This window comes from Streptomyces sp. AK010, from assembly GCF_014207295.1.
GTDB classification, from domain to species: Bacteria; Actinomycetota; Actinomycetes; order Streptomycetales; family Streptomycetaceae; genus Streptomyces; species Streptomyces massasporeus.
In genome coordinates this window covers 441,601-460,732 of record NZ_JACHCX010000001.1, presented here as the reverse complement: position 1 = coordinate 460,732, position 19,132 = coordinate 441,601, and the positions used below count along the sequence as shown (strand labels likewise).

Below are 19,132 nucleotides of genomic sequence, written 5' to 3'. Positions count from 1 at the left end.
CTCCTCCCGAACGGGGGGCCTCCTCAGGTCTGCGGCTGCGGCCGTCAGCCGAGGGTCCGCGGCCGTGCCGGTGCGCGCCCCGGCCGACGCAGCAGCAGGGAGACCACCGCGGCGAGCATCGGACGCCCCTGCCGCGTACGGATCTGCCGTCATGTCAGGCTGTGTCCTCGCCGAGCGGTTGCGGGTTGGGGGAGATACGGCCCGTCTTCCTGTCGCGTCCCGGCGGGCTCAGGAACAGTGCCATGCAGCCGGCGAAGAGCGAGATGGAGCCGGCCAGGATGAAGGCACCGGAGTGCCCCCAGGCGCCGACGACCACGGCACCCATGCCGGCGCCCAGGCCGGAGACGAGCTTGGCGCTGTAGACCATGCCGTAGTTGGACGCGTTGTTGTACTCACCGAAGTAGTCGGCGGTGAGCGCGGCGAACATCGGGAAGATGGCACCGCCTCCGAAGCCGGAGATCGACGAGAAGACCAGGAACAGCGGAAGGTTCTCGGCGTTCGCCGACCAGAGGATGCCGTACTGGGACAGGCCCAGGATCACGCACACGACGAGCAGGCACCGCTTGCGGCCGTACAGGTCGGAGAGCCAGCCGATGACTCCGCGGCCGGTGCCGTTGACGATGGCTTTCAAGGACATGGCGGTGGCGACGATCCCGCCCGCGAATCCGGCCTCCTCGCCGATCTCCACCTGGAAGGCGATACCGAAGATGTTCACGCCGGACGTACAGGCCAGGCAGAACCACATCAGGGCCACCCGGCCGGTCTTCCAGGCCTCCTTGGGGGAGTACTGGCGCACCGCCGGCGGGTTCATCCGCAGCGAGCGGGCCGCGCGCGGGTCGTCCGGCGGGTTCAGCGGGTCGATCGCGGAGGGCCACCAGTTCTTCGGCGGGTCCTTGAAGAAGTAGCCGGAGCACGCGACCGTCCCGGCCAGGAACACGCCGACCGAGACCAGCACCCAGCGGAAGTTGGTCAGGTCCATGTAGCCGTTGAACAGGAAGACGAAGGGCACCGAGCCGTAGGCGAAACCGCCGTTGACGAAGCCGGTCTTGCCGCCCTTGCGCTCCGGGTACCACTTGCCGACCATGTTGACGCAGGTGGCGTACACCATGCCCGCGCCCATGCCGCTGAACATGCTGAAGCCGATGTAGGCGAAGACGACGTGCGGCGCGAAGGCGAGGGACAGGTAGCCCAGCAGCGGTGCGGTGGCGCCGAGCATCATGGCCCAGCGGGCCGGCAGCTTTCCGCTCTCACGCAGTTTGCCCGCGGGGAAGGCCACCGCGGCCTGGAAGAAGACCCAGACGGTCATCATCCGGAAGATGTGCATGCTGTTCCAGCTGTGCGCCGTGTGCAGGGTCTCCTCGGCCGACGCGAACGCGTACTCGGCGCAGCAGATGCCCATCATGCCGATCCAGGGAAGGATCACCATCCACTTGCGCTTGCGGCCCATGATGTCGATGTCGGTCTCACCGAGGCGGTAGACGCGACCGTTCGCGTCGGTGACCTCCCGGTAGGGAACCGTTGTGGGCAGATCGGTCGTTGTCATGTCGTGTCGCACCCCTTGCGTCGAAAGATCTGGCCAGCGCCCCCTGTCCCATGCCTTTCGTGCGCGTGCGGGTCGCGGGGCCTGCCGGCGCGCACCGTCGGCAGGCCCCCCGCTCACTCACCTCATGTACCGCCCCCCAGCCGCCCCGCCTCCCGCGCCCAGCGGTACTTCGCGCCGAGCACGGCCACCGGCTTCTCCGTCGTGTACGGGTACGCCACGACCCCGTGCTCGAAGAGGTACTGGCAGGCCTCCTCGACCTCCACGTCACCCGCGAGCGACGCCACCACGGGCTTCTCGATCCCGCGCTCCCGGAACTCGGCCACCACGCGCGCGGTGAGCTCCGCGAAGACCATGGGAGGAGTGACGATGGTGTGCCAGTAGCCGAGGACCAGCGCGTGGATGCGCGGGTCCTCCAGACCCAGCCGGATCGTCGCCTCGTACGTCGACGGCGGCTCGCCCCCGGTGATGTCCACCGGGTTGCCCGCGGCCCCGAAGGGCGGGATGAACTTCCGGAACGCCTCGTCCAGGTCCGGCGGGATCTCCATCAGGGACAGGCCGTTGTCCGTCACCGCGTCGGAGAGCAGCACACCACTGCCGCCGGCGCCCGTGATGATCACGACGTTGTCGCCCTGGGGAGCGGGCAGCACCGGCAACGCGCGCGCGTACTCCAGCATGTCGTTCAGGCCCGGCGCCCGGATCACCCCGGCCTGCCGCAGGATGTCGTCGTACACGGCGTCGTCACCCGCGAGGGCGCCGGTGTGCGAACCGGCCGCCTTGGCCCCCGCCGCCGTCCGCCCGGCCTTCAGCACGACCACCGGCTTCTTCGGCACGGTCGCCCGGGCGGCCTCCACGAATGCGCGGCCGTCCTTGAGGTCCTCCAGGTGCATCGCGATGCAGTCGGTGTGCGGGTCCTCGCCGAACCAGGTCAGCAGGTCGTCCTCGTCCAGGTCCGACTTGTTGCCGAGCCCGACGATCGCCGACACACCCGTCTTGGTGGTGCGGGCGAAGCCCAGGATGGCCATCCCGATGCCACCCGACTGCGAGGTCAGCGCCACCCCGCCCTTGACGTCGTACGGCGTGCAGAACGTGGCGCACAGGTCCTGCCAAGTCGAGTAGTAGCCGTAGATGTTCGGCCCCAGCAGCCGTATGCCGTGCCGCTCGGCGATCTCCACGATCTCCGCCTGGAGTTCGTGCTCGCCGGTCTCCGCGAACCCGGAGGGGATCAGCACGGCGTTCGGGATCCTCTTGCGGCCCACTTCCTCCAGGGCCGAGGCCACGAACGTGGCGGGGATCGCGAAGACCGCCACATCCACCTCACTGGGAACGTCCGTGACACTCTTGTACGCCTTGCGGCCCAGAATGTCATCGGCCTTGGGATTCACCGGATGGATCTCCCCGGCGAAGCCTCCGGCGATGAGGTTGCGCATCACCGAATTGCCGATCTTGCCCTGCTCGTTGGAGGCGCCGATCACGGCGACCGAGCTCGGCTGCATCAGCCGGCGCATCGACGCGAGGATCTCGTCGCGTGAGTACTTCCGGCGCGGCGCGGGCTGCGACTCGGCGAGGATCACCCGGATGTCGGCCGCGACGGCCCCCTCCGCCGTGGCGATCACCGGGTTGAGGTCCACCTCGGCGATCTCGGGGAAGTCCGCGACGAGCTGGGACACCCGGCGGATCTGCTCGGCGACGGCCCACCGGTCCACGCCCGCCCGGCCGCGCACCCCGCGCAGGATCTCCGCCGACCGGATCGAGTCCAGCATCGACAGTGCCTCGTCGGCGTCCACCGGTGCGAGCCGGAAGGTGACGTCCTTCAGGACCTCTACGAGGACCCCGCCGAGCCCGAAGGCGACCACCTTCCCGAACGTCGGGTCCGTGACCGCCCCGACGATGACCTCCTGCCCCTGCGGCAGCAGCTCCTGCACCTGCACGCCCCATATGCGCGCGTCGGCGTTGTAGGCGCGCGCATTGTCGATGATCTTGTGGAACGCGGCCCGCACGTCGGTCGCGCCCTCGACCCCGACGATCACTCCGCCGACGTCGGTCTTGTGCAGGATGTCCGGCGAGACGATCTTCATCACGACGGGCCCGCCGAAGCGTGCCGCGAACGCCACGGCCTCGTCGACGTCCGTCGCCAGCTCCTCGCCCGGTACGGCGATCCCGTACGCGTCGGCGATCACCTTGCCCTCGGGCGCGGTCAGCGCGGTCCGCCCCTCGGCCCGCACGGACTCCAGGAGGGACCGCACCCGCAGGACCCGGTCTTCCGCCATCACGTCAGATCACTCCGTTCGACCTGAGCAGGCGCACTTCCTCGTCACCGAGGCCGAGTTCGCCGACGTAGACCTCTTCGTTGTGCTCACCGAGCAGGGGCGAACTGGTCACGTCGACGGGGGAGTCGGACAGCTTGAGCGGGCTGCCGACGGTCACGAAGTCGCCGCGCTCGGGGTGCGGGACGGTGACGACCATCTCGTTGGCGACCAGCGAACGGTCCTCGATGGTCTCCCGGGTGGACAGGATCGGCCCGCACGGGATGTTGTGCGCGTTGAGCCGCTCCAGCACCTCCCACTTGGGCAGCGTCGAGGACCACTCCTCGATCAGCTGGAACATCTTGCCCAGCTTGGGCAGCCGCGCCTCGGGCGTCGCCCACTCGGGGTCGGCGGCCAGCTCGGGCCGGCCGATCAGCTCGCTGAGCGGCTGCCAGCCGACGGGCTGCACGATGACGTACACGTAGTCGTTCGGGCCGCCCGGCGCGCACTTCACCGCCCAGCCGGGCTGCCCGCCGCCGGACGCGTTTCCGGACCTGGGAACCTCGTCGCCGAAGTCCTCGTTGGGATATTCAGCGAGCGGCCCGTGTGCCAGGCGCTGCTGATCCCGCAGCTTCACCCGGCACAGGTTGAGTACGGCGTGCTGCATGGCCACGTTGACCCGCTGCCCGCGCCCGGTGCGCTCCCGTTGGTAGAGCGCGGCGAGGATGCCCGCCACGGCGTGCACACCCGTCCCCGAGTCCCCGATCTGGGCCCCCGTCGCCAGCGGCGGCCCGTCCTCGAAGCCGGTGGTCGACATCGACCCGCCCATGGCCTGCGCGACGACCTCGTACGCCTTGAAGTTGGTGTACGGGCCCTCGCCGAACCCCTTGATGGAGGCATAGACGATCCGTGGATTGATCTCCTGGATGCGGTCCCAGGTGAAGCCCATCCGGTCCACCGCGCCCGGGCCGAAGTTCTCGACCATGACGTCGGAGCGCCGGATCAGCTCGGTGAGGATCTCCTTGCCGCGCCCGGTCTTGGTGTTGAGGGTGATGCTCCGCTTGTTGCAGTTGAGCATCGTGAAGTAGAGGGAGTCGACGCCCGGGAGGTCACGCAGCTGCTTGCGCGTGATGTCGCCGGTCGGAGCCTCCAGCTTGAGGACGTCCGCGCCGAGCCAGGCGAGCAGCTGTGTCGCCGACGGCCCGGACTGGACGTGGGTCATGTCCAGGACGCGGATGCCTTCGAGGGCCTTGGTGGACGAAGCGTTCATCGGGGGCACCTCACTTGTACATGGTCTGGTTCATGGTTCCGGGGGCGTACGCGTCCGGGTCGACCCAGACGTTGATCAGCGACGGCTTGCCGGACTCGCGGGCGCGCCGCAGGGCCGGGCGGATGTCGGCGGGGTCGCGGACCTCCTCGCCGTGGCCGCCCAGCATCCGGGCGAACTCGTCGTAGCGGACGTCGCCGAGGGTGTTGCCGATCCGCTCGCGTTCCTCGCCGTACTTGGCGGCCTGGCCGTAGCGGATCTGGTTCATGGAGGAGTTGTTGCCGACGATGCCGACGAAGGGGAGGTGGTAGCGGACGAGGGTCTCGAAGTCCCAGCCGGTCAGGGAGAACGCGCCGTCACCGAAGAGCGCCACGACCTCCTTGTCGGGCCGCGCCTGCTTGGCCGCGAGCACGAAGGGGACGCCGACGCCGAGCGTGCCGAGGGGACCCGGGTCCATCCAGTGCCCGGGCGACTTGGGCTGCACGACCTGCCCGGAGAAGGTGACGATGTCGCCGCCGTCGCCGATGTAGATCGAGTCCTCGGTGAGGAAGTCGTTGATCTCGCTGACCAGGCGGTAGGGGTGGATGGGCGAGGCGTCGGACTTCAGGTTCGGCAGCCGCTTCTCCAGAGCGGTCTGCTCCGCCGCCCGCAGCTCGTCCAGCCATTCCTTGCGCTTGGACGCACCGCCGTTGATGCGCCCGGAGGCCGCCTCGGTCACCGACTTCAGCACCAGCCCGGCGTCTCCCACGATGCCGAGGTCGATGTCGCGGTTCTTGCCGACGGTGCGGTAGTCCAGGTCGATCTGCACGACGGTCGCGTCCGGCGAGAGCCGCTTGCCGTAGCCCATGCGGAAGTCGAAGGGAGCCCCGACGATGACGATGACGTCGGCGTCGGAAAAGGCGTACCGGCGTGAGAGCTGGAAGTGGTGCGGGTCGCCGGGCGGGAGGGTGCCGCGTCCCGCGCCGTTCATGTAGACGGGGACGTTGAGGGTCCTGACGAGCTCGATGGCCGACTCGGTGCCCCGGGTCGTCCAGACCTGGCTGCCGAGCAGGATGGCCGGCTTCTCGGCGTGCACCAGCAGGTCGGCGAGCTTCTCGATCGCCTCGGGGTCGCCGGCCGAGCGGGTCGAGGCACGGTAGGCGCCCTCCTGCGGCACGCGCGCCTTGGACGCGGGCACCTTGGCGTCCAGCACGTCGCGCGGGATCTCCAGGAAGGAGGGGCCGGGCGCGCCGTGGAAGCACTCGCGGAACGCCATGGACACCATGTCCGCGGCGCGGGCGGTGTCGGGCACGGTCGCCGCGAACTTGGTGATGGGGTTCATCATGTCGACGTGCGGAAGATCCTGGAGGGACCCCATCTTGTGCTGGGTGAGAGCCCCCTGACCGCCGATCAGCAGCATCGGGGACTCCGCGCGGAAAGCGTTGGCGACACCGGTGACGGCGTCGGTCGTCCCGGGTCCCGCGGTGACCACCGCGCAGCCGGGCTTGCCGGTGATGCGCGCGTAACCGTCGGCGGCGTGGGCGGCGACCTGCTCGTGGCGTACGTCGACGACCTCGATGCCCTCGTCGACGGTGGCCGGGTCGTGGTGAAAGCCCAGGTGAAGACCGGTGGGCGCGGCAAGGCCGGCGGTGTGAAACTGGTCGCCGACCCGGCTGCGGCGGAGCTGACCGCACGCCAGATCCTCGGCATGGACATCAAGGGCCACACGGTCGGCAAGGTCATGCTGGCCCAACCGGCGGACATCGAGAACGAGTTCTACGTGTCCTACGTGCTCGACCGGGCGGCCGGCCGCTTCCTCGCGATCGCCTCCGCCGAGGGCGGCATGGAGATCGAGGAGGTCGCCGCCACGAGGCCGGAGGCGGTCGCGCGCATCCTCGTCGACCCGGCCGAGGGAGTGACCTCGGCCAAGGCCACCGAGATCGCCGACGCGGCCGGGTTGCCGTCGCAGGCCGTCGACGTCCTCGTGCGCCTGTGGGAGGTCCTGGTCCGCGAGGACGCCGTCCTCGTCGAGGTCAACCCGCTCGTCCGCACCAAGGAGGGCCGGATCCTGGCTCTCGACGGCAAGGCCACCCTCGACGACAACGCCCGCTTCCGGCAGGCACGCTGGGGCGCGGACGACACCGAGCACGACGGCCCGCTCGGGGCGGCCGCCGCCGCGAAGGGCCTCAACTACGTCAAGCTGAACGGCGTAGTCGGCATCATCGGCAACGGCGCGGGGCTCGTCATGTCGACGCTCGACGTGGTCGCGGGATGCGGTGCGCGACCCGCCAACTTCTGCGACATCGGCGGCGGAGCGAGCGCCCAGGTCATGGCGGACGGACTGTCGGTCATCCTCTCCGACCCGGCCGTGAAATCCGTCTTCGTCAACGTCTTCGGCGGGATCACCGCCTGCGACGCGGTCGCCGACGGCATCGTGCGGGCCCTGGAGACCGTCCGGTTGACCAAACCGCTCGTCGTGCGCCTCGACGGCAACAACGCGGCCCGGGGCCGGGCCATCCTCGACGAGCACGCGCATCCGCTGGTCCAGCAGGTCACCACCATGGACGGCGCCGCCGCCCGTGCCGCCGAACTCGCCACCACGGCCTGAGGAGAGGGAACGCCATGGCCATCTACCTCACCAAGGAGAGCAAGGTCCTCGTCCAGGGCATGACCGGCGGCGAGGGCATGAAGCACACGCGGCGGATGCTCGCGGCGGGCACGAACGTCGTCGGCGGCGTCAACCCGCGCAAGGCCGGCCGCACCGTCGACTTCGACGACCGGGCCGTGCCCGTCTTCGGCTCGGTCGCCGACGGGATGCGCGCCACCGGAGCCGATGTCACCGTCCTCTTCGTGCCGCCCGCCTTCGCCAAGGCGGCCGTCGTCGAGGCCGCCGACGCCGGCATCGGCCTGGCCGTCGTCATCACCGAGGGCATCCCCGTCCACGACTCCGTCGCGTTCACCGCGTACGCCAAGGACAAAGGCACCCGCATCGTGGGCCCCAACGGCCCGGGCCTGATCACGCCCGGCCAGTCCAACGCCGGCATCATTCCGGCCGACATCACCAAACCGGGCCGCATCGGCCTGGTCTCCAAGTCCGGCACGCTGACGTACCAGCTCATGTACGAGCTGCGCGACGTCGGCTTCTCCACCTGCGTCGGCATCGGCGGCGACCCCGTCGTCGGCACCACGCACATCGACTGCCTCGCCGCCTTCCAGGACGACCCCGACACCGAACTGATCGTCCTCATCGGGGAGATCGGCGGCGACGCGGAGGAACGCGCGGCGGCGTACATCCGCGAGCACGTCACCAAGCCGGTCGTCGGCTACATCGCCGGGTTCACCGCACCCGAGGGCAAGACCATGGGGCACGCGGGCGCGATCGTGTCCGGCTCCTCGGGCACGGCCGCCGCGAAGAAGGAGGCCCTGGAGGCGATCGGGGTGAGCGTGGGCAGCACACCGACCGAGACGGCGAAACTGGTGCTCGCGCGACTCGAAGGCCGCTAGCGGGCCACCCACGCCGAGTCCCCGGCCGATCGTCGGCCCACCCGTACCGATTCCTTGGCCGATCGCTGGCTCACCCGTACCGATTCCTTGGCCGATCGCTGGCTCACCCGTACCGATTCCTTGGCCGATCGCTGGCTCACCCGCACCGAGTCCTTGGCCGACTGCCGACCCATCCGCACCGATTCCCTGGCCGATTACCGGGGTGGCCACCCCACGCCTTCCCCGGCCGATCACCGATCACCAGGCCACCCCACGCGCATTTCCCCGCCCCCGACGGTGTGCCGAGAGCGGAGCAACCCCATGGCACCCACCCTCACCCTCAAGTCCGGCACGTCCTGGCCCGACGCGTGGCGGCGCTGTCTCGCCGTCGCCCCCGAGGCGTTCCGCGACGACCGGGTCCTCCTGCTCGTGCGCGCGGTGACGCGAGGACCGCAGGGGGAGCGGCTGCCGGGCAACTTCCCGGAGTACCAGCTGCTGCCCTGACACAGGGGGGTGCGCCCGACGCCGGTTCCCCGTGGGGCGGCGATGAGAGGGCCGGCGTCGGACGCCATGGCAGTCCGACGGCCGGCAGCGGGCCGGCACGCGGGGCGCGGTGTGCCGTGTCCGTGAGCTGCGCCGTGTCCGTTTGCTGCGCCGTATCTGCCTGTGCGGTGCGCCTGTCCGTGCGGTCCGACATGACGCGGCCCGGCGTCTCAAGACGTCGCGACATGACGCGGTCCGGCGTCTCAAGACGTCGCGACATGACGCGGTCCGGCGTCTCAAGACGTCGCGATGTGCCGCGGCCCGGCGTCTCGAGACGTCGTGTCGCTCAGCCGATGCCCTGTCGGTCCGGACGCAGGGCGAAGTCGCGGTCCGGCGCGGTCGGTGCGGCCAGGGCGACGGCCTGCCGGAGCAGTTCGCGATGGCGCAGCAGCGGCTCGCGGCGTTCCGGCGGTGCGAGCAGGAGCAGGTCGTCGAGACCGGCCAGCATGCGCCGGGAGATCTGCGGGCTGCCGACGGCGCAGCCCCGTACCTCGGTGAACCCGAGATCCACCAGCTCGGTCCAGTCCGGCACGGGCTGCACCAGCCGCACCGCACCGGCCCGGTCCCGGTGCAAGGCGGCGTCCAACGGACGCCGGCTCAGCGCGGCCAGGAACTGGACGACTCGGTCCAGCGCCTGGACGGCGGTCGTCGGATCGTTGATCGCGGGGGACAGGGCGCGCAGCGCGATGTCGGACAACTGCCGCAGCCCGAAACCGAGATCCTGGTGGTAGGTCCGCTCCACCCCGACCGAGATCGCGTAGCGCAGAGCCCTGCGTGGTGGGACGGGCCCGCCGTGCACCGCCAGCACGGGCATGCCGGGCACCACGAAGTCCCCGATCCGCGGGATCAGCCGCAGCACGACCCCGTGTTTGCGCGCCACCCGCACCAGTCGCGCGATGTGCACGTCCCGCAGCACACCCGCCCGGCCGTCGTGCGGCACCCACGCGGTCTCCGTGCCGTGGGCGGGAGCCGCCTGCCCGCCCTCCGGGACGGGCATCGACGCGGGCACCCGGAACGACTCCGAGGCGATCCGCGCGATCACATGGCTGATCCGCATCAGCCGCAGGGTCGCGTTCACGTACAGCACGAAGAGCAGCAGGCTCAGCCCGACCATGCTTAGCGTGAGGACGGACTGTACCAGGGGTACCGTCGTGACGGCCCGGGGGTCGTCGACGCTGTCGAAGCTCGTCAGCACCAGCAGGGTCAGTACGAAGGTCGCCAGGAACACCGCGAAGGTCGCCTTGGTGATCCGGCTCCGTACGAAGAGCCGCACCACGCGGGGGGTGAACTGCCCGCTCGCCATCTGCACGGCCACCAGCGAGATGCTGAAGACCACACCGATGAAGGTCATCATCGCCGAGCTGACCGTGCTCACCACGGCCTTCGCGTCCTCCGCGAACCGCAGCAACTCGCCGAGCGTCTCGTAGTCCTTCTCCCGCTGGAGGGAGTCGACGATGGCCGTGTCGAGCGCCTCCGCCCCGACCCAGACCGCGAAGACGCTCACCATCGCCGCGGTGGGGGCGAACCAGAACGTGTCCCGCAGATGCTCCCTGAGCGGGGACAGCGCACGCGGACGACGTACCGCCGGGGAGCTCTGCGTAACCATCCAGTCACTCATGGTGCGACCCTAGAGGTATCGGGCCGTGAGGTCCCGGACCCCCGCCAGGCGGGCGGAAACGCAGGTGAAAGGCACTCCGAAAGCTTGGTATTGTTGTCCGTGTCGCCGCGGGGAACACCCCTGGCAAGGCGGCAGACACCTGGTCCGGGTGGCGGAATGGCAGACGCGCTAGCTTGAGGTGCTAGTGCCCTTTATCGGGCGTGGGGGTTCAAGTCCCCCCTCGGACACAGACCAGCTCGGGCGGGTCGAGATCTTCTCGACCCGCCCGAGCTGTTGTGCGTCATCCCTCCCGCGCCGCAGCCCGGGTCTCAGCCTTCGCCTCAGACCCGGCCTCCGCCTCCGTCTCAGCCCCCAGCCTCCGCCTCAGCGCTGGTACTCCCGCAGCTTGCGGTACAGCGTCGCCCGGCCGATCCCGAGTGCGACCGCCGCACGTGCCTTGTTGCCGCCGTGGCGGCGCAGCGCCTCCAGGATCGCGGCACGCTCGGCGTGCTCCATCGGGCTGAGCGGGCGGGCGGCCGGTCCTTCCCGGACGGCGTCCGGCAGCTCCGCGCGACGGACCGGCCCGGACACCCGCCGGTGCTCCGCGAGGGCCCGTACGACATGGGCCAGCTCGGTGACGTTCCCGGGCCACGGGTACGCCTCGAGCGCGCGCAGGGCGTCCAGGGTCCAGGTCAGTGGTGGTTGCCCGGGCGCCGGGCGGGGGGTGAGCGCGGTGAGGAGTTCCCGGAGGTCCTCGGTGCGTTCCCGCAGGGGCGGCAGGGTCACCGAGCGGGCCGACAGCTTGTCCAGCAGACGCTGGAGGCAGGGGCCGACCGGCACGCCGGGTGTGTAGGTGACCAGCAGCCGGGAGTCCGGGTGCTGGTCGAGCAGGGAGTTGAGCGCGGCCACCCCGGGCTGCGCAAGGCGCTCGGCATGGCGCAGCAGGAGGAGTCGGCCGGACTGCCACGCGGAGAGGGCCTGGTCGAGGCCGGCGTCCTGTGCCGCGTCGGCCTCCTGCACGGGGTCCGGGCCGAACAGCTCCCGCGCCAGTGCGGCTTTGCCGGTTCCGCGTTCGCCGGTCAGCAGCAGGGGCTCCCCGGAGCGGACCAGCTCGACTGCCCGCCCGACGGCGTGCCGCCAGGAGACCGAGGAGCCGGTCAGGGCGACCGGCGGGGCCGGGGCCGGCGCGATGGGCGCCGGATCGCCGAGCGGCTCCAGGGCGGCCACGATCCCGATGGTCGTGCCGTCCAGCCGTACCGGGGTGACGTGCGCCGTACACCCGGCTCCCTCCGGCAATCGCGCGACGCCCGTGACGTCCCGGTGCCGAGCGTCGGCCGCCGTGCGCTCCAGCACCCCGAGCGCCTCGGGCGTCAGCAGCCGTTGCGCCGCGTCGCTGACCAGCCGGTTGCGGCCGTCGAGTGCCGCCACGGCCCGGTCCGGCCCGCCCGCCGCACGCACGTAGGCGTCCAGCAGCGCCCGCTCGCCCCGCCCGGCGCGGGCCCGCAGCTCCGTCTCGACCGCCGCGACCGTCGCCTCGGCGAAGGCCGCCTGAGGATGCGGCCCTCCGGCGGCGCACAGCCGTGACGCGACCGTCAGCGTGCCCAGCACCCGTCCGCTCTCCGCCCCGCGCACCGGGACGCTGACCGCTGAGACGTCCTGCCACCGGTCGAGGAAGTGCTCGGGGCCGTGCACCTCGGCCCGGCCCCGGGTGCGCAGGGCGAGAGCCGCGCTGTTGTGGCCGACCTCCTGCTCCGACAGACTGCCGCACGCGCCGAACCCGGGTACTCTCCCGGCCGTCCACAGCACGCGCAGCCGCTCATCGGTCAGGGCGAGCAGCGACCCGCCCGCGCCCAGGGCGGGGACGATCCGGCCGAGGACCGGCCGGGCGGCGCCGAGCAGAGCCGACTCCCCAGGGAGCGGAGAACGCGCCACCGTCTCCTCCAAGTCGTGCGGCACGCCGAAGAACCGGGCCCGCCGCCACGCCGCGACGACCTCCTCCGGCACGCCCGGGGGCAGCGGACGCCCCGACAGGAACCGCTCGCGGGCGACGCGCAGTGAGGGCCGGGCGGTAGTGGCTGCGGGGGAGGGGTCTGTGGTGGTCACGGCACAGCCCACCGTAGCGGGTTCAGTTGAACAGGAAACAACCGCGGGTTCCGCTGCCGTGCTTCACCGGCCATCCGATGTGTCGTAACGGGGTGTCCGAGGCCGCCGCTCACCGGCTATCCGATGTGTCGTAACGGGGTGTCCGAGGCCGCAGTTCGCCGACCGCCCGGCGTTGCGCCATGAGGCACCCCGAGTTCGCCGACCGCCCGGCGTTGCGCCATGAGCCACCCCGAGACCCCGCCCAGCCGCCCCTCGCCAACACCCCTGTGTCTCGTAATGAGACACCCGCGCGCAGCGGAGGACCTCCATGATCATGCACGTCCCGTGTCCCGCCGCCCGAACCCCCCTTCCGCAGGAGCGCCCCGTGTCCACCGTCGTCGAGACCGACGTCCTGATCGTGGGCAGCGGCCCGGCCGGCGCCTCGGCCGCGCTGGCCCTGAGCACCTACGGCGTCCCCAACATCGTGGTGACCCGCTACGCGAGCCTCGCCGACACACCCCGCGCGCACATCACCAACCAGCGCACCATGGAGGTGCTGCGTGACCTCGGCGTGGAGCAGGAGGTCGTCGCCCAGGCCACCCCGCAGCACCTGATGGGCAACACGACGTTCTGCACGAGCCTCGCGGGCGAGGAACTGGGCCGGGTGCGCTCCTGGGGCAACGAACCGCTCGTGCAGGCCGAGCACGAACTCGCCAGCCCCACGCGCATGTGTGACATGCCGCAGCACCTCATGGAGCCGGTCCTCGTGAACGCGGCCGTCGCCCGCGGCACCCAACTCCGCTTCCAGAACGAGTACCTGTCCCACACCCAGGACGCCGACGGCGTCACCGCCACCGTCCGCGACCGGCTGCGCGGGGACACGTACGAGATCCGGGCCAAGTACCTGATCGGCGCCGACGGCGGACGGTCGAAGGTCGCCGCGGACGCCGGGCTGCCGATGGGTGGCCAGATGGGTGTGGCCGGCAGCATCAACATCGTCTTCGAGGCGGATCTGAGCCGGTACACCGCCCACCGCCCGTCCACCCTCTACTGGGTCCTCGCCCCGGGAGCGACGGTCGGCGGCATCGGCGCCGGCCTGGTGCGCTGTGTGCGCCCCTGGAACGAGTGGCTGATCGTCTGGGGCTACGACGTGAACGCCGGACCGCCCGACCTGACCACCGAGTACGCCGAGTCGATCGTCCGGGCGCTCGTCGGTGACGACGCCATCCCCGTGACCGTCAAGTCGTCCTCGGCGTGGACCGTCAACGAGATGTACGCCGAGACGTACGCCAACGGCCGGGTCTTCTGCGCCGGCGACGCCGTGCACCGGCATCCGCCGTCCAACGGCCTCGGCTCCAACACCTCGATCCAGGACGCCTACAACCTCGCCTGGAAGCTCAGACTGGTCCTCGACGGCACCGCCCACCCCAGACTGCTCGACAGCTACACCGCCGAGCGCGCCCCGGTCGGCCGGCAGATCGTCACCCGCGCCAACCGGTCCATCCGCGAGACCGCCCCGGTCTTCGAGGCCCTCGACGGGCTCTCCCCGCAGACCCCCGAGCAGCTGTGGGCCAATATCGCCGCCCGCAAGGACGCCACCGAGGCCGCCGCGAAGCAGCGGGCCGCACTGCGCGAGGCGATCGCCTTCAAGGTCTACGAGTTCAACGCCCACGGCGTCGACCTCAACCAGCGCTACCACGCCGGGGATCGCGCCGCGATCGTCCCGGACGGCACGCCCGACCCCGGCTTCGCCCGCGACCCCGAGCTGCACCACCAGCCGTCCTCCCGCCCCGGCGCCCGGCTCCCGCACGCCTGGATCACCTCAGGCACCCGCACGCTCTCGACCCTCGACACCATCGGCCGGGGCCGCTTCACCCTGCTGACCGGCATCGGGGGAGAGGCCTGGGTGCGGGCGGCCGGGGCGCAGGAGGTGGAGATCGCCACGGTGGTGATCGGCCCGGGGCAGCAGTACGAGGACCCGTACGGAGACTGGGCGCGGCTGCGTGGGATCCCGGACGCGGGCGCCCTCCTGGTACGCCCGGACGGTTTCGTGGCCTTCCGGCACGCCTCCGTCGGCCCGGACGCCGAAGAGCTGCTCGCGGACGCGCTGCGGCGGATCCTCGGGCACGCCTGACCGCGCCATCATGGAGGCAGCGGAAGCGCTGAAGGCAGCGGAAGAGCTGTAGGAACCGAAACATCTGGAAGCTGCGGAAGAGCTGTAGGAACCGGACGTCGACGACGAGGAGCCGGGATGACCACCGATGTGACCAGGGCCGGTGTCACCGAGCAGGCCCTCGCCAGCCTGCGCGGGACCGCCGACCCGCGGCTGCGTGAACTGCTCACCGGCCTCGTCCGCCATCTGCACGACTTCGTGCGCGAGACCCGTCTGACCCAGGAGGAGTGGGAGCGGGCGATCGCCTTTCTGACAGCGACCGGGCAGATGTGCACCGACACCCGTCAGGAGTTCATCCTGCTGTCGGACGTGCTGGGCCTGTCCATGCTGGTGGAGACGCTGAGCGGCGAGCGCGCGGCGGGCGCCACCGAGTCGACGGTGCTGGGCCCCTTCCATATGACCGAGTCGCCGGTCCGCGCGCTCGGCGACGACATCGACCTGGTCGGCGGGGGCGAGAAGTGCGTCGTCAGCGGCCGGGTGCGGTCCGCCGACGGCACCCCGCTGCCCGGCGCCCTCGTCGACGTCTGGCAGGCCGACGACAAGGGCTTCTACGACGTCCAGCAGCCCGGCGTCCAGCCCGCGGGCAACGGACGCGGGCTGTTCACCGCCGACGCCGAGGGCCGCTTCTGGTTCCGCACCTGCGTCCCGGCGGCGTATCCCATCCCCACCGACGGCCCCGTGGGCGGGCTGCTGCGCGCGACCGGACGGCACCCCTACCGCCCCGCGCACATCCACTTCATCGCCACGGCCGAGGGCCACACGCCCGTCACCACGCACATCTTCGTGGCCGGTGGCGACTACCTCGACTCCGACGCGGTGTTCGCCGTGAAGCGCAGCCTGCTCCAGGACTTCGCCGAGACCGACGACCCGCCCCTGGCCCGGGAGTTCGGCGTGGGTAACCCCTTCCGGCACGCCCGCTTCGACCTCGTCCTGGAGCAGGCCGTATGACGTTCCAGGAGGAGTTCACGTACGAGACCCGGCCCGTGCGGGTCGTGTTCCGGCCCGGCGCGGCCGTCACCGCGACTCCGGACGAGGCGGCGCGCCTGGGCCTGCGGCGGCTGCTCGTCGTGTGCGGCAGCCGGGGCGAGCGCGTGGCCCGGGCCGTCGCGGACGCGCTCGGGGACAGTTGCGCGGGAGTGCACGCCGAAGCGCGGATGCACGTGCCCGTCGAGGACGCCGACCGGGCCGTCGCGGCAATCCGGGCGGCCGGGGCGGACGGTTGCGTCGCGGTCGGCGGCGGCTCCGCGATCGGGCTCGGCAAGGCGATCGCCCTGCGCACCGGACTTCCGCTGATCGCCGTGCCGTCGACCTACTCGGGCTCCGAGATGACCCCGGTCTGGGGTCTGACCGAGGGCGGCACCAAACGCACCGGCCGCGACCCGGTCGTCCAGCCCCGCAGCGTCGTCTACGACCCCCGGCTCACCCTCTCCCTGCCCGTCGCGCTGACCGTCACCAGCGGGATCAACGCGCTCGCGCACGCCGTCGAGGCGCTGTACGCCCCCGACGCCTCACCGCTGGTGTCGGTCATGGCCGAGGAGGGCGTCCGGGCCGTGGCCGAGGCCCTGCCGCGACTGGCCGCCGACCCGGACGACCTCGACGCGCGCAGCCGGGCGCTGTACGCGGCATGGCTGTGCGGCGCGTGCCTCGGCGCGACCACCATGGGGCTGCACCACAAGCTGTGCCACGTCCTCGGCGGCACCTACGGCCTGCCCCACGCCGAGACCCACACCGTGGTCCTGCCCCACGCCCTCGCCTACAACGCCCCGGCGGCCCCGCAGGCGTTGACCGTCCTGCGCCGTGCCCTCGGAACCGACGACGTGCCCCGCGCCCTGTGGAACCTGGCCGGCCGCCTCGGCGCCCCGCGTTCCCTGGCCGAACTCGGCCTCACGGAGGCCGACGTGACCCCGGCGGCGGAACGGGCCGTGGGCGAGCCGTACGCCAACCCGCGCGAGGTGACGGCGGAGGGGGTACGGGGCGTACTGCTCGCGGCGTTCGAAGGAAGCCCGCCGGACTCCGGCTCGCGGACAGAAGGTGACCTCAAGCCCTCCTAGGGTCGTGGCATGACGCAGACGCAGAGGATTCTTGTCACCGGGGCCACCGGAACCGTCGGCCGTCAGGTCGTCGCCGAGCTGCTCGGCCGGGGGCACGAGGTGCGTGCCCTGACCCGCGACGCCGCGAAGGCCGCCTTCCCGGCCGGGGTCGACGTCGTCGAGGGCGACCTGACCGAGCCGGACGGCCTGGTCCCGGCCCTGGCGGGCGTCACCGGTCTCCACCTGATCACCTTCGGCGGTGCCGCGTTCAGCCCGCTGGAGACCGGCCCCCGCATCCTGGAACTCGCTCGCTCCGCCGGTGTCCGCCGCGTCACCGTGCTGCACGGCGGCGGCCCCACCCCGCTGGAGGACGCGGTACGGGCCGACGACGGCGTGGACCGGACGGTGCTCATGCCGGTCGAGTTCATGGCCAACGCCCTGGAGTGGGCGGACGCAATCGCGACCTCGGGGGAGGTGCGGGAGCCCTTCGTGGACCGGCTGAGCGCCATGGTCCACGAGGCGGACATCGGCGCCGTCGCGGCCGTCGCGCTCACGGAGGAGGGGCATGCCGGCCAGGAGTACGTGATCACCGGTCCCGACGTCCTCACCGTCGGCGACAAGGTGAAGACGATCGCAGCCGCCGTCGGCCGGGACATCACCCTGGTCGAGCTGACCGAGGAGGAGGCCGTCGCGCAGTGGCGGGCGGCCGGTCTCGGGGAGGACACCATCGGCTTCCTGCTCATGGCGTACGGAGACACCCCCGAAGTGGGCCGTACGGTCTCCGGCACCGTCGAGAAGGTCACCGGCCGCCCGGCGCGCACCTTCACCCGGTGGGCGGCCGAACACGCGGACGCCTTCACGAGGCAGTCCTGACTGTCTCGTATTGAGACACCCGGACCGGAATCCGGTCCGTCAAGATCGACAAGGGGGTGTGACCGCAGCAAGGTGCGGCCGTCGGCATGCGCAGAATCGCCGACCGCACGGCCGCACACCCGAAGAAAGGTGACCACCATGGCCCTCGCACTGCTCCGGCGCCGGTGGCTCAAGAACACCTCCGCCGCAGCGGCGGGCCTCGCCCTCCCCCTCCCCGACGGCGCGGGCGCGGTGGCCCGCGAGGTCGTCGACCCGATGGGCTCGCCCCTGGCGGCCGCGGACGTCACCGTCACCGCCCTGGACACCCACCGCGTCGCCGCCCGCGGCACGACAGACCCCTACGGCTACTTCCTCGCGGCACTGCCGCCCGGCCGCTACAGCCTGCTCATCTCGGCGGAAGGCCTACGGCCGCACCGCGAGACGATCGAGACGGGCCCGGGCACCCCGACGGCCACCGAGCGCGTCTGGCTGCAGCCCGCCGAGGCGCTCCAGCTTCCGGCGCCCGGCACCTGGCTCTTCGACCCGCCGCACACGGCGATCCGGTTCATCGCCAAGCACGTCGGCATGGCCCATGTCCACGGCCGCTTCGAACGCTTCGAAGGCGGCATCCGCATAGCCCCGGACATGTCCGACTCCCGCGTGCACGTCAGGATCGACGCCTCCAGCATCACCACCGGCAACACCACCCGCGACAACCACCTGCGATCCGCCGACTTCCTCGACGTCGAACGCTTCCCGTACATCGACTTCACGAGCGCGCGCTTCGCCTACCGCGGCGGCACCAAGTGGACGCTCCAGGGTTCCCTCACCATGCACGGCGTCAGCCGCTCGGTGGCCCTGGACACGACGTACCTCGGCACCGTGAACGGCGGCTACGGCCAGGAACTGCGCTGCGCGGCCCTGGCCACGGCGGAACTGCACCGCGAGGACTACACCCTCAACTGGCGTTCCATGCTGGCCCGCGGCATCGCGGTGGTCGGCCCCACGGTCCAACTGGAACTCGACGTCCAGGCGATGTACCGCACCCATGACACGCCTACCCCGCCGGAGTAGGCCGGGTGACCTGCACGTAGGTCGGGTGAGGTTTCCTGGGCACCTTCGCCCGTGCCTTTCAAGCCCTTGTGTCCATGAGCACGCTTGCGTTCGTCACTCGCTCCTCCGGCCGGACCCGGCCCAGCGCGACCGGTTGGAGGAGATCCGCGACAACCTCATTGCGCAGACGGTCCCGGAAGGCCACCATCGGCCTCGGTATGCCTACGACCAGGAGTGGGGACCTTGAGCAGCGGCGTACATCGAGAAGAGCCAGGCCGCGATATGGG

Annotated in this window: 13 protein-coding genes, 1 tRNA gene and 1 pseudogene; 9 read left to right on the top strand and 6 right to left on the bottom strand. The window is 71.4% G+C overall.

Features of this window, described 5'->3' with window-relative positions:
* Positions 1–154 precede the first annotated feature (154 nt).
* From HDC93_RS02110 to HDC93_RS02095, 4 genes are all read right to left on the bottom strand, one after another.
* Positions 155–1,543, bottom strand: a complete 1,389-nt coding sequence (locus tag HDC93_RS02110) for an OFA family MFS transporter (RefSeq protein ID WP_185006547.1) — start codon at positions 1,541–1,543, stop codon at positions 155–157.
* 122 nt (positions 1,544–1,665) lie between these two features.
* Entirely contained in the window at positions 1,666–3,810 is a 2,145-nt protein-coding gene (locus HDC93_RS02105) for an acetate--CoA ligase family protein (protein WP_185006545.1), read from the bottom strand.
* Positions 3,811–3,814: 4 nt separating this feature from the next.
* The gene (gene frc / locus HDC93_RS02100; RefSeq protein ID WP_185006543.1) at positions 3,815–5,056 is read right to left on the bottom strand and encodes a formyl-CoA transferase; all 1,242 of its coding nucleotides are present in this window, start codon (positions 5,054–5,056) and stop codon (positions 3,815–3,817) included.
* A 10-nt stretch (positions 5,057–5,066) separates the two neighbouring features.
* On the bottom strand, positions 5,067–6,758 hold the full coding sequence (locus HDC93_RS02095; RefSeq protein ID WP_311774470.1) for a thiamine pyrophosphate-dependent enzyme: 1,692 nt from the start codon (positions 6,756–6,758) through the stop codon (positions 5,067–5,069).
* Between HDC93_RS02095 and sucC the strand changes: the two genes are divergently transcribed.
* The 3 genes and pseudogenes from sucC to HDC93_RS02080 form a co-directional block, all read left to right on the top strand.
* Complete coding sequence (sucC, locus tag HDC93_RS02090; RefSeq protein WP_311774477.1) at positions 6,639–7,640, top strand: ADP-forming succinate--CoA ligase subunit beta; 1,002 nt, start codon at positions 6,639–6,641, stop codon at positions 7,638–7,640. The two genes, HDC93_RS02095 and sucC, sit on opposite strands and share 120 nt — an antisense overlap.
* Before the next feature lie 14 nt (positions 7,641–7,654).
* Complete coding sequence (gene sucD, locus HDC93_RS02085; protein WP_185006539.1) at positions 7,655–8,536, top strand: succinate--CoA ligase subunit alpha; 882 nt, start codon at positions 7,655–7,657, stop codon at positions 8,534–8,536.
* Positions 8,537–8,836: 300 nt separating this feature from the next.
* Positions 8,837–8,998, top strand: a pseudogene (locus HDC93_RS02080) (aldehyde dehydrogenase); the annotation flags it as partial.
* A gap of 346 nt (positions 8,999–9,344) precedes the next feature.
* Here the strand turns inward: HDC93_RS02080 and HDC93_RS02075 are convergent.
* On the bottom strand, positions 9,345–10,676 hold the full coding sequence (locus HDC93_RS02075) for a DUF2254 domain-containing protein (RefSeq protein WP_185006537.1): 1,332 nt from the start codon (positions 10,674–10,676) through the stop codon (positions 9,345–9,347).
* 142 nt (positions 10,677–10,818) lie between these two features.
* Between HDC93_RS02075 and HDC93_RS02070 the strand changes: the two genes are divergently transcribed.
* Positions 10,819–10,903, top strand: a tRNA-Leu gene (locus tag HDC93_RS02070).
* A 136-nt stretch (positions 10,904–11,039) separates the two neighbouring features.
* Here the strand turns inward: HDC93_RS02070 and HDC93_RS02065 are convergent.
* The gene (locus tag HDC93_RS02065; RefSeq protein WP_185006535.1) at positions 11,040–12,758 is read right to left on the bottom strand and encodes a helix-turn-helix domain-containing protein; all 1,719 of its coding nucleotides are present in this window, start codon (positions 12,756–12,758) and stop codon (positions 11,040–11,042) included.
* Positions 12,759–13,122: 364 nt separating this feature from the next.
* Here HDC93_RS02065 and HDC93_RS02060 point away from each other — a divergent pair, with 364 nt between their 5' ends.
* The 5 genes from HDC93_RS02060 (at position 13,123) to HDC93_RS02040 (ending at position 18,866) form a co-directional block, all read left to right on the top strand.
* Positions 13,123–14,871, top strand: coding sequence for an FAD-dependent monooxygenase (locus HDC93_RS02060; protein ID WP_185006534.1), 1,749 nt, complete (start codon positions 13,123–13,125; stop codon positions 14,869–14,871).
* A gap of 117 nt (positions 14,872–14,988) precedes the next feature.
* Positions 14,989–15,858, top strand: coding sequence for an intradiol ring-cleavage dioxygenase (locus tag HDC93_RS02055; RefSeq protein ID WP_185006532.1), 870 nt, complete (start codon positions 14,989–14,991; stop codon positions 15,856–15,858).
* Entirely contained in the window at positions 15,855–16,961 is a 1,107-nt protein-coding gene (locus HDC93_RS02050; RefSeq protein WP_185006529.1) for a maleylacetate reductase, read from the top strand. The genes HDC93_RS02055 and HDC93_RS02050 overlap by 4 nt, the downstream gene beginning before the upstream one ends.
* A 9-nt stretch (positions 16,962–16,970) precedes the next feature.
* Positions 16,971–17,813, top strand: a complete 843-nt coding sequence (locus tag HDC93_RS02045) for an NAD(P)H-binding protein (protein WP_185006527.1) — start codon at positions 16,971–16,973, stop codon at positions 17,811–17,813.
* A gap of 138 nt (positions 17,814–17,951) precedes the next feature.
* Positions 17,952–18,866, top strand: a complete 915-nt coding sequence (locus tag HDC93_RS02040) for a YceI family protein (protein WP_185006525.1) — start codon at positions 17,952–17,954, stop codon at positions 18,864–18,866.
* Positions 18,867–19,132 lie beyond the last annotated feature (266 nt).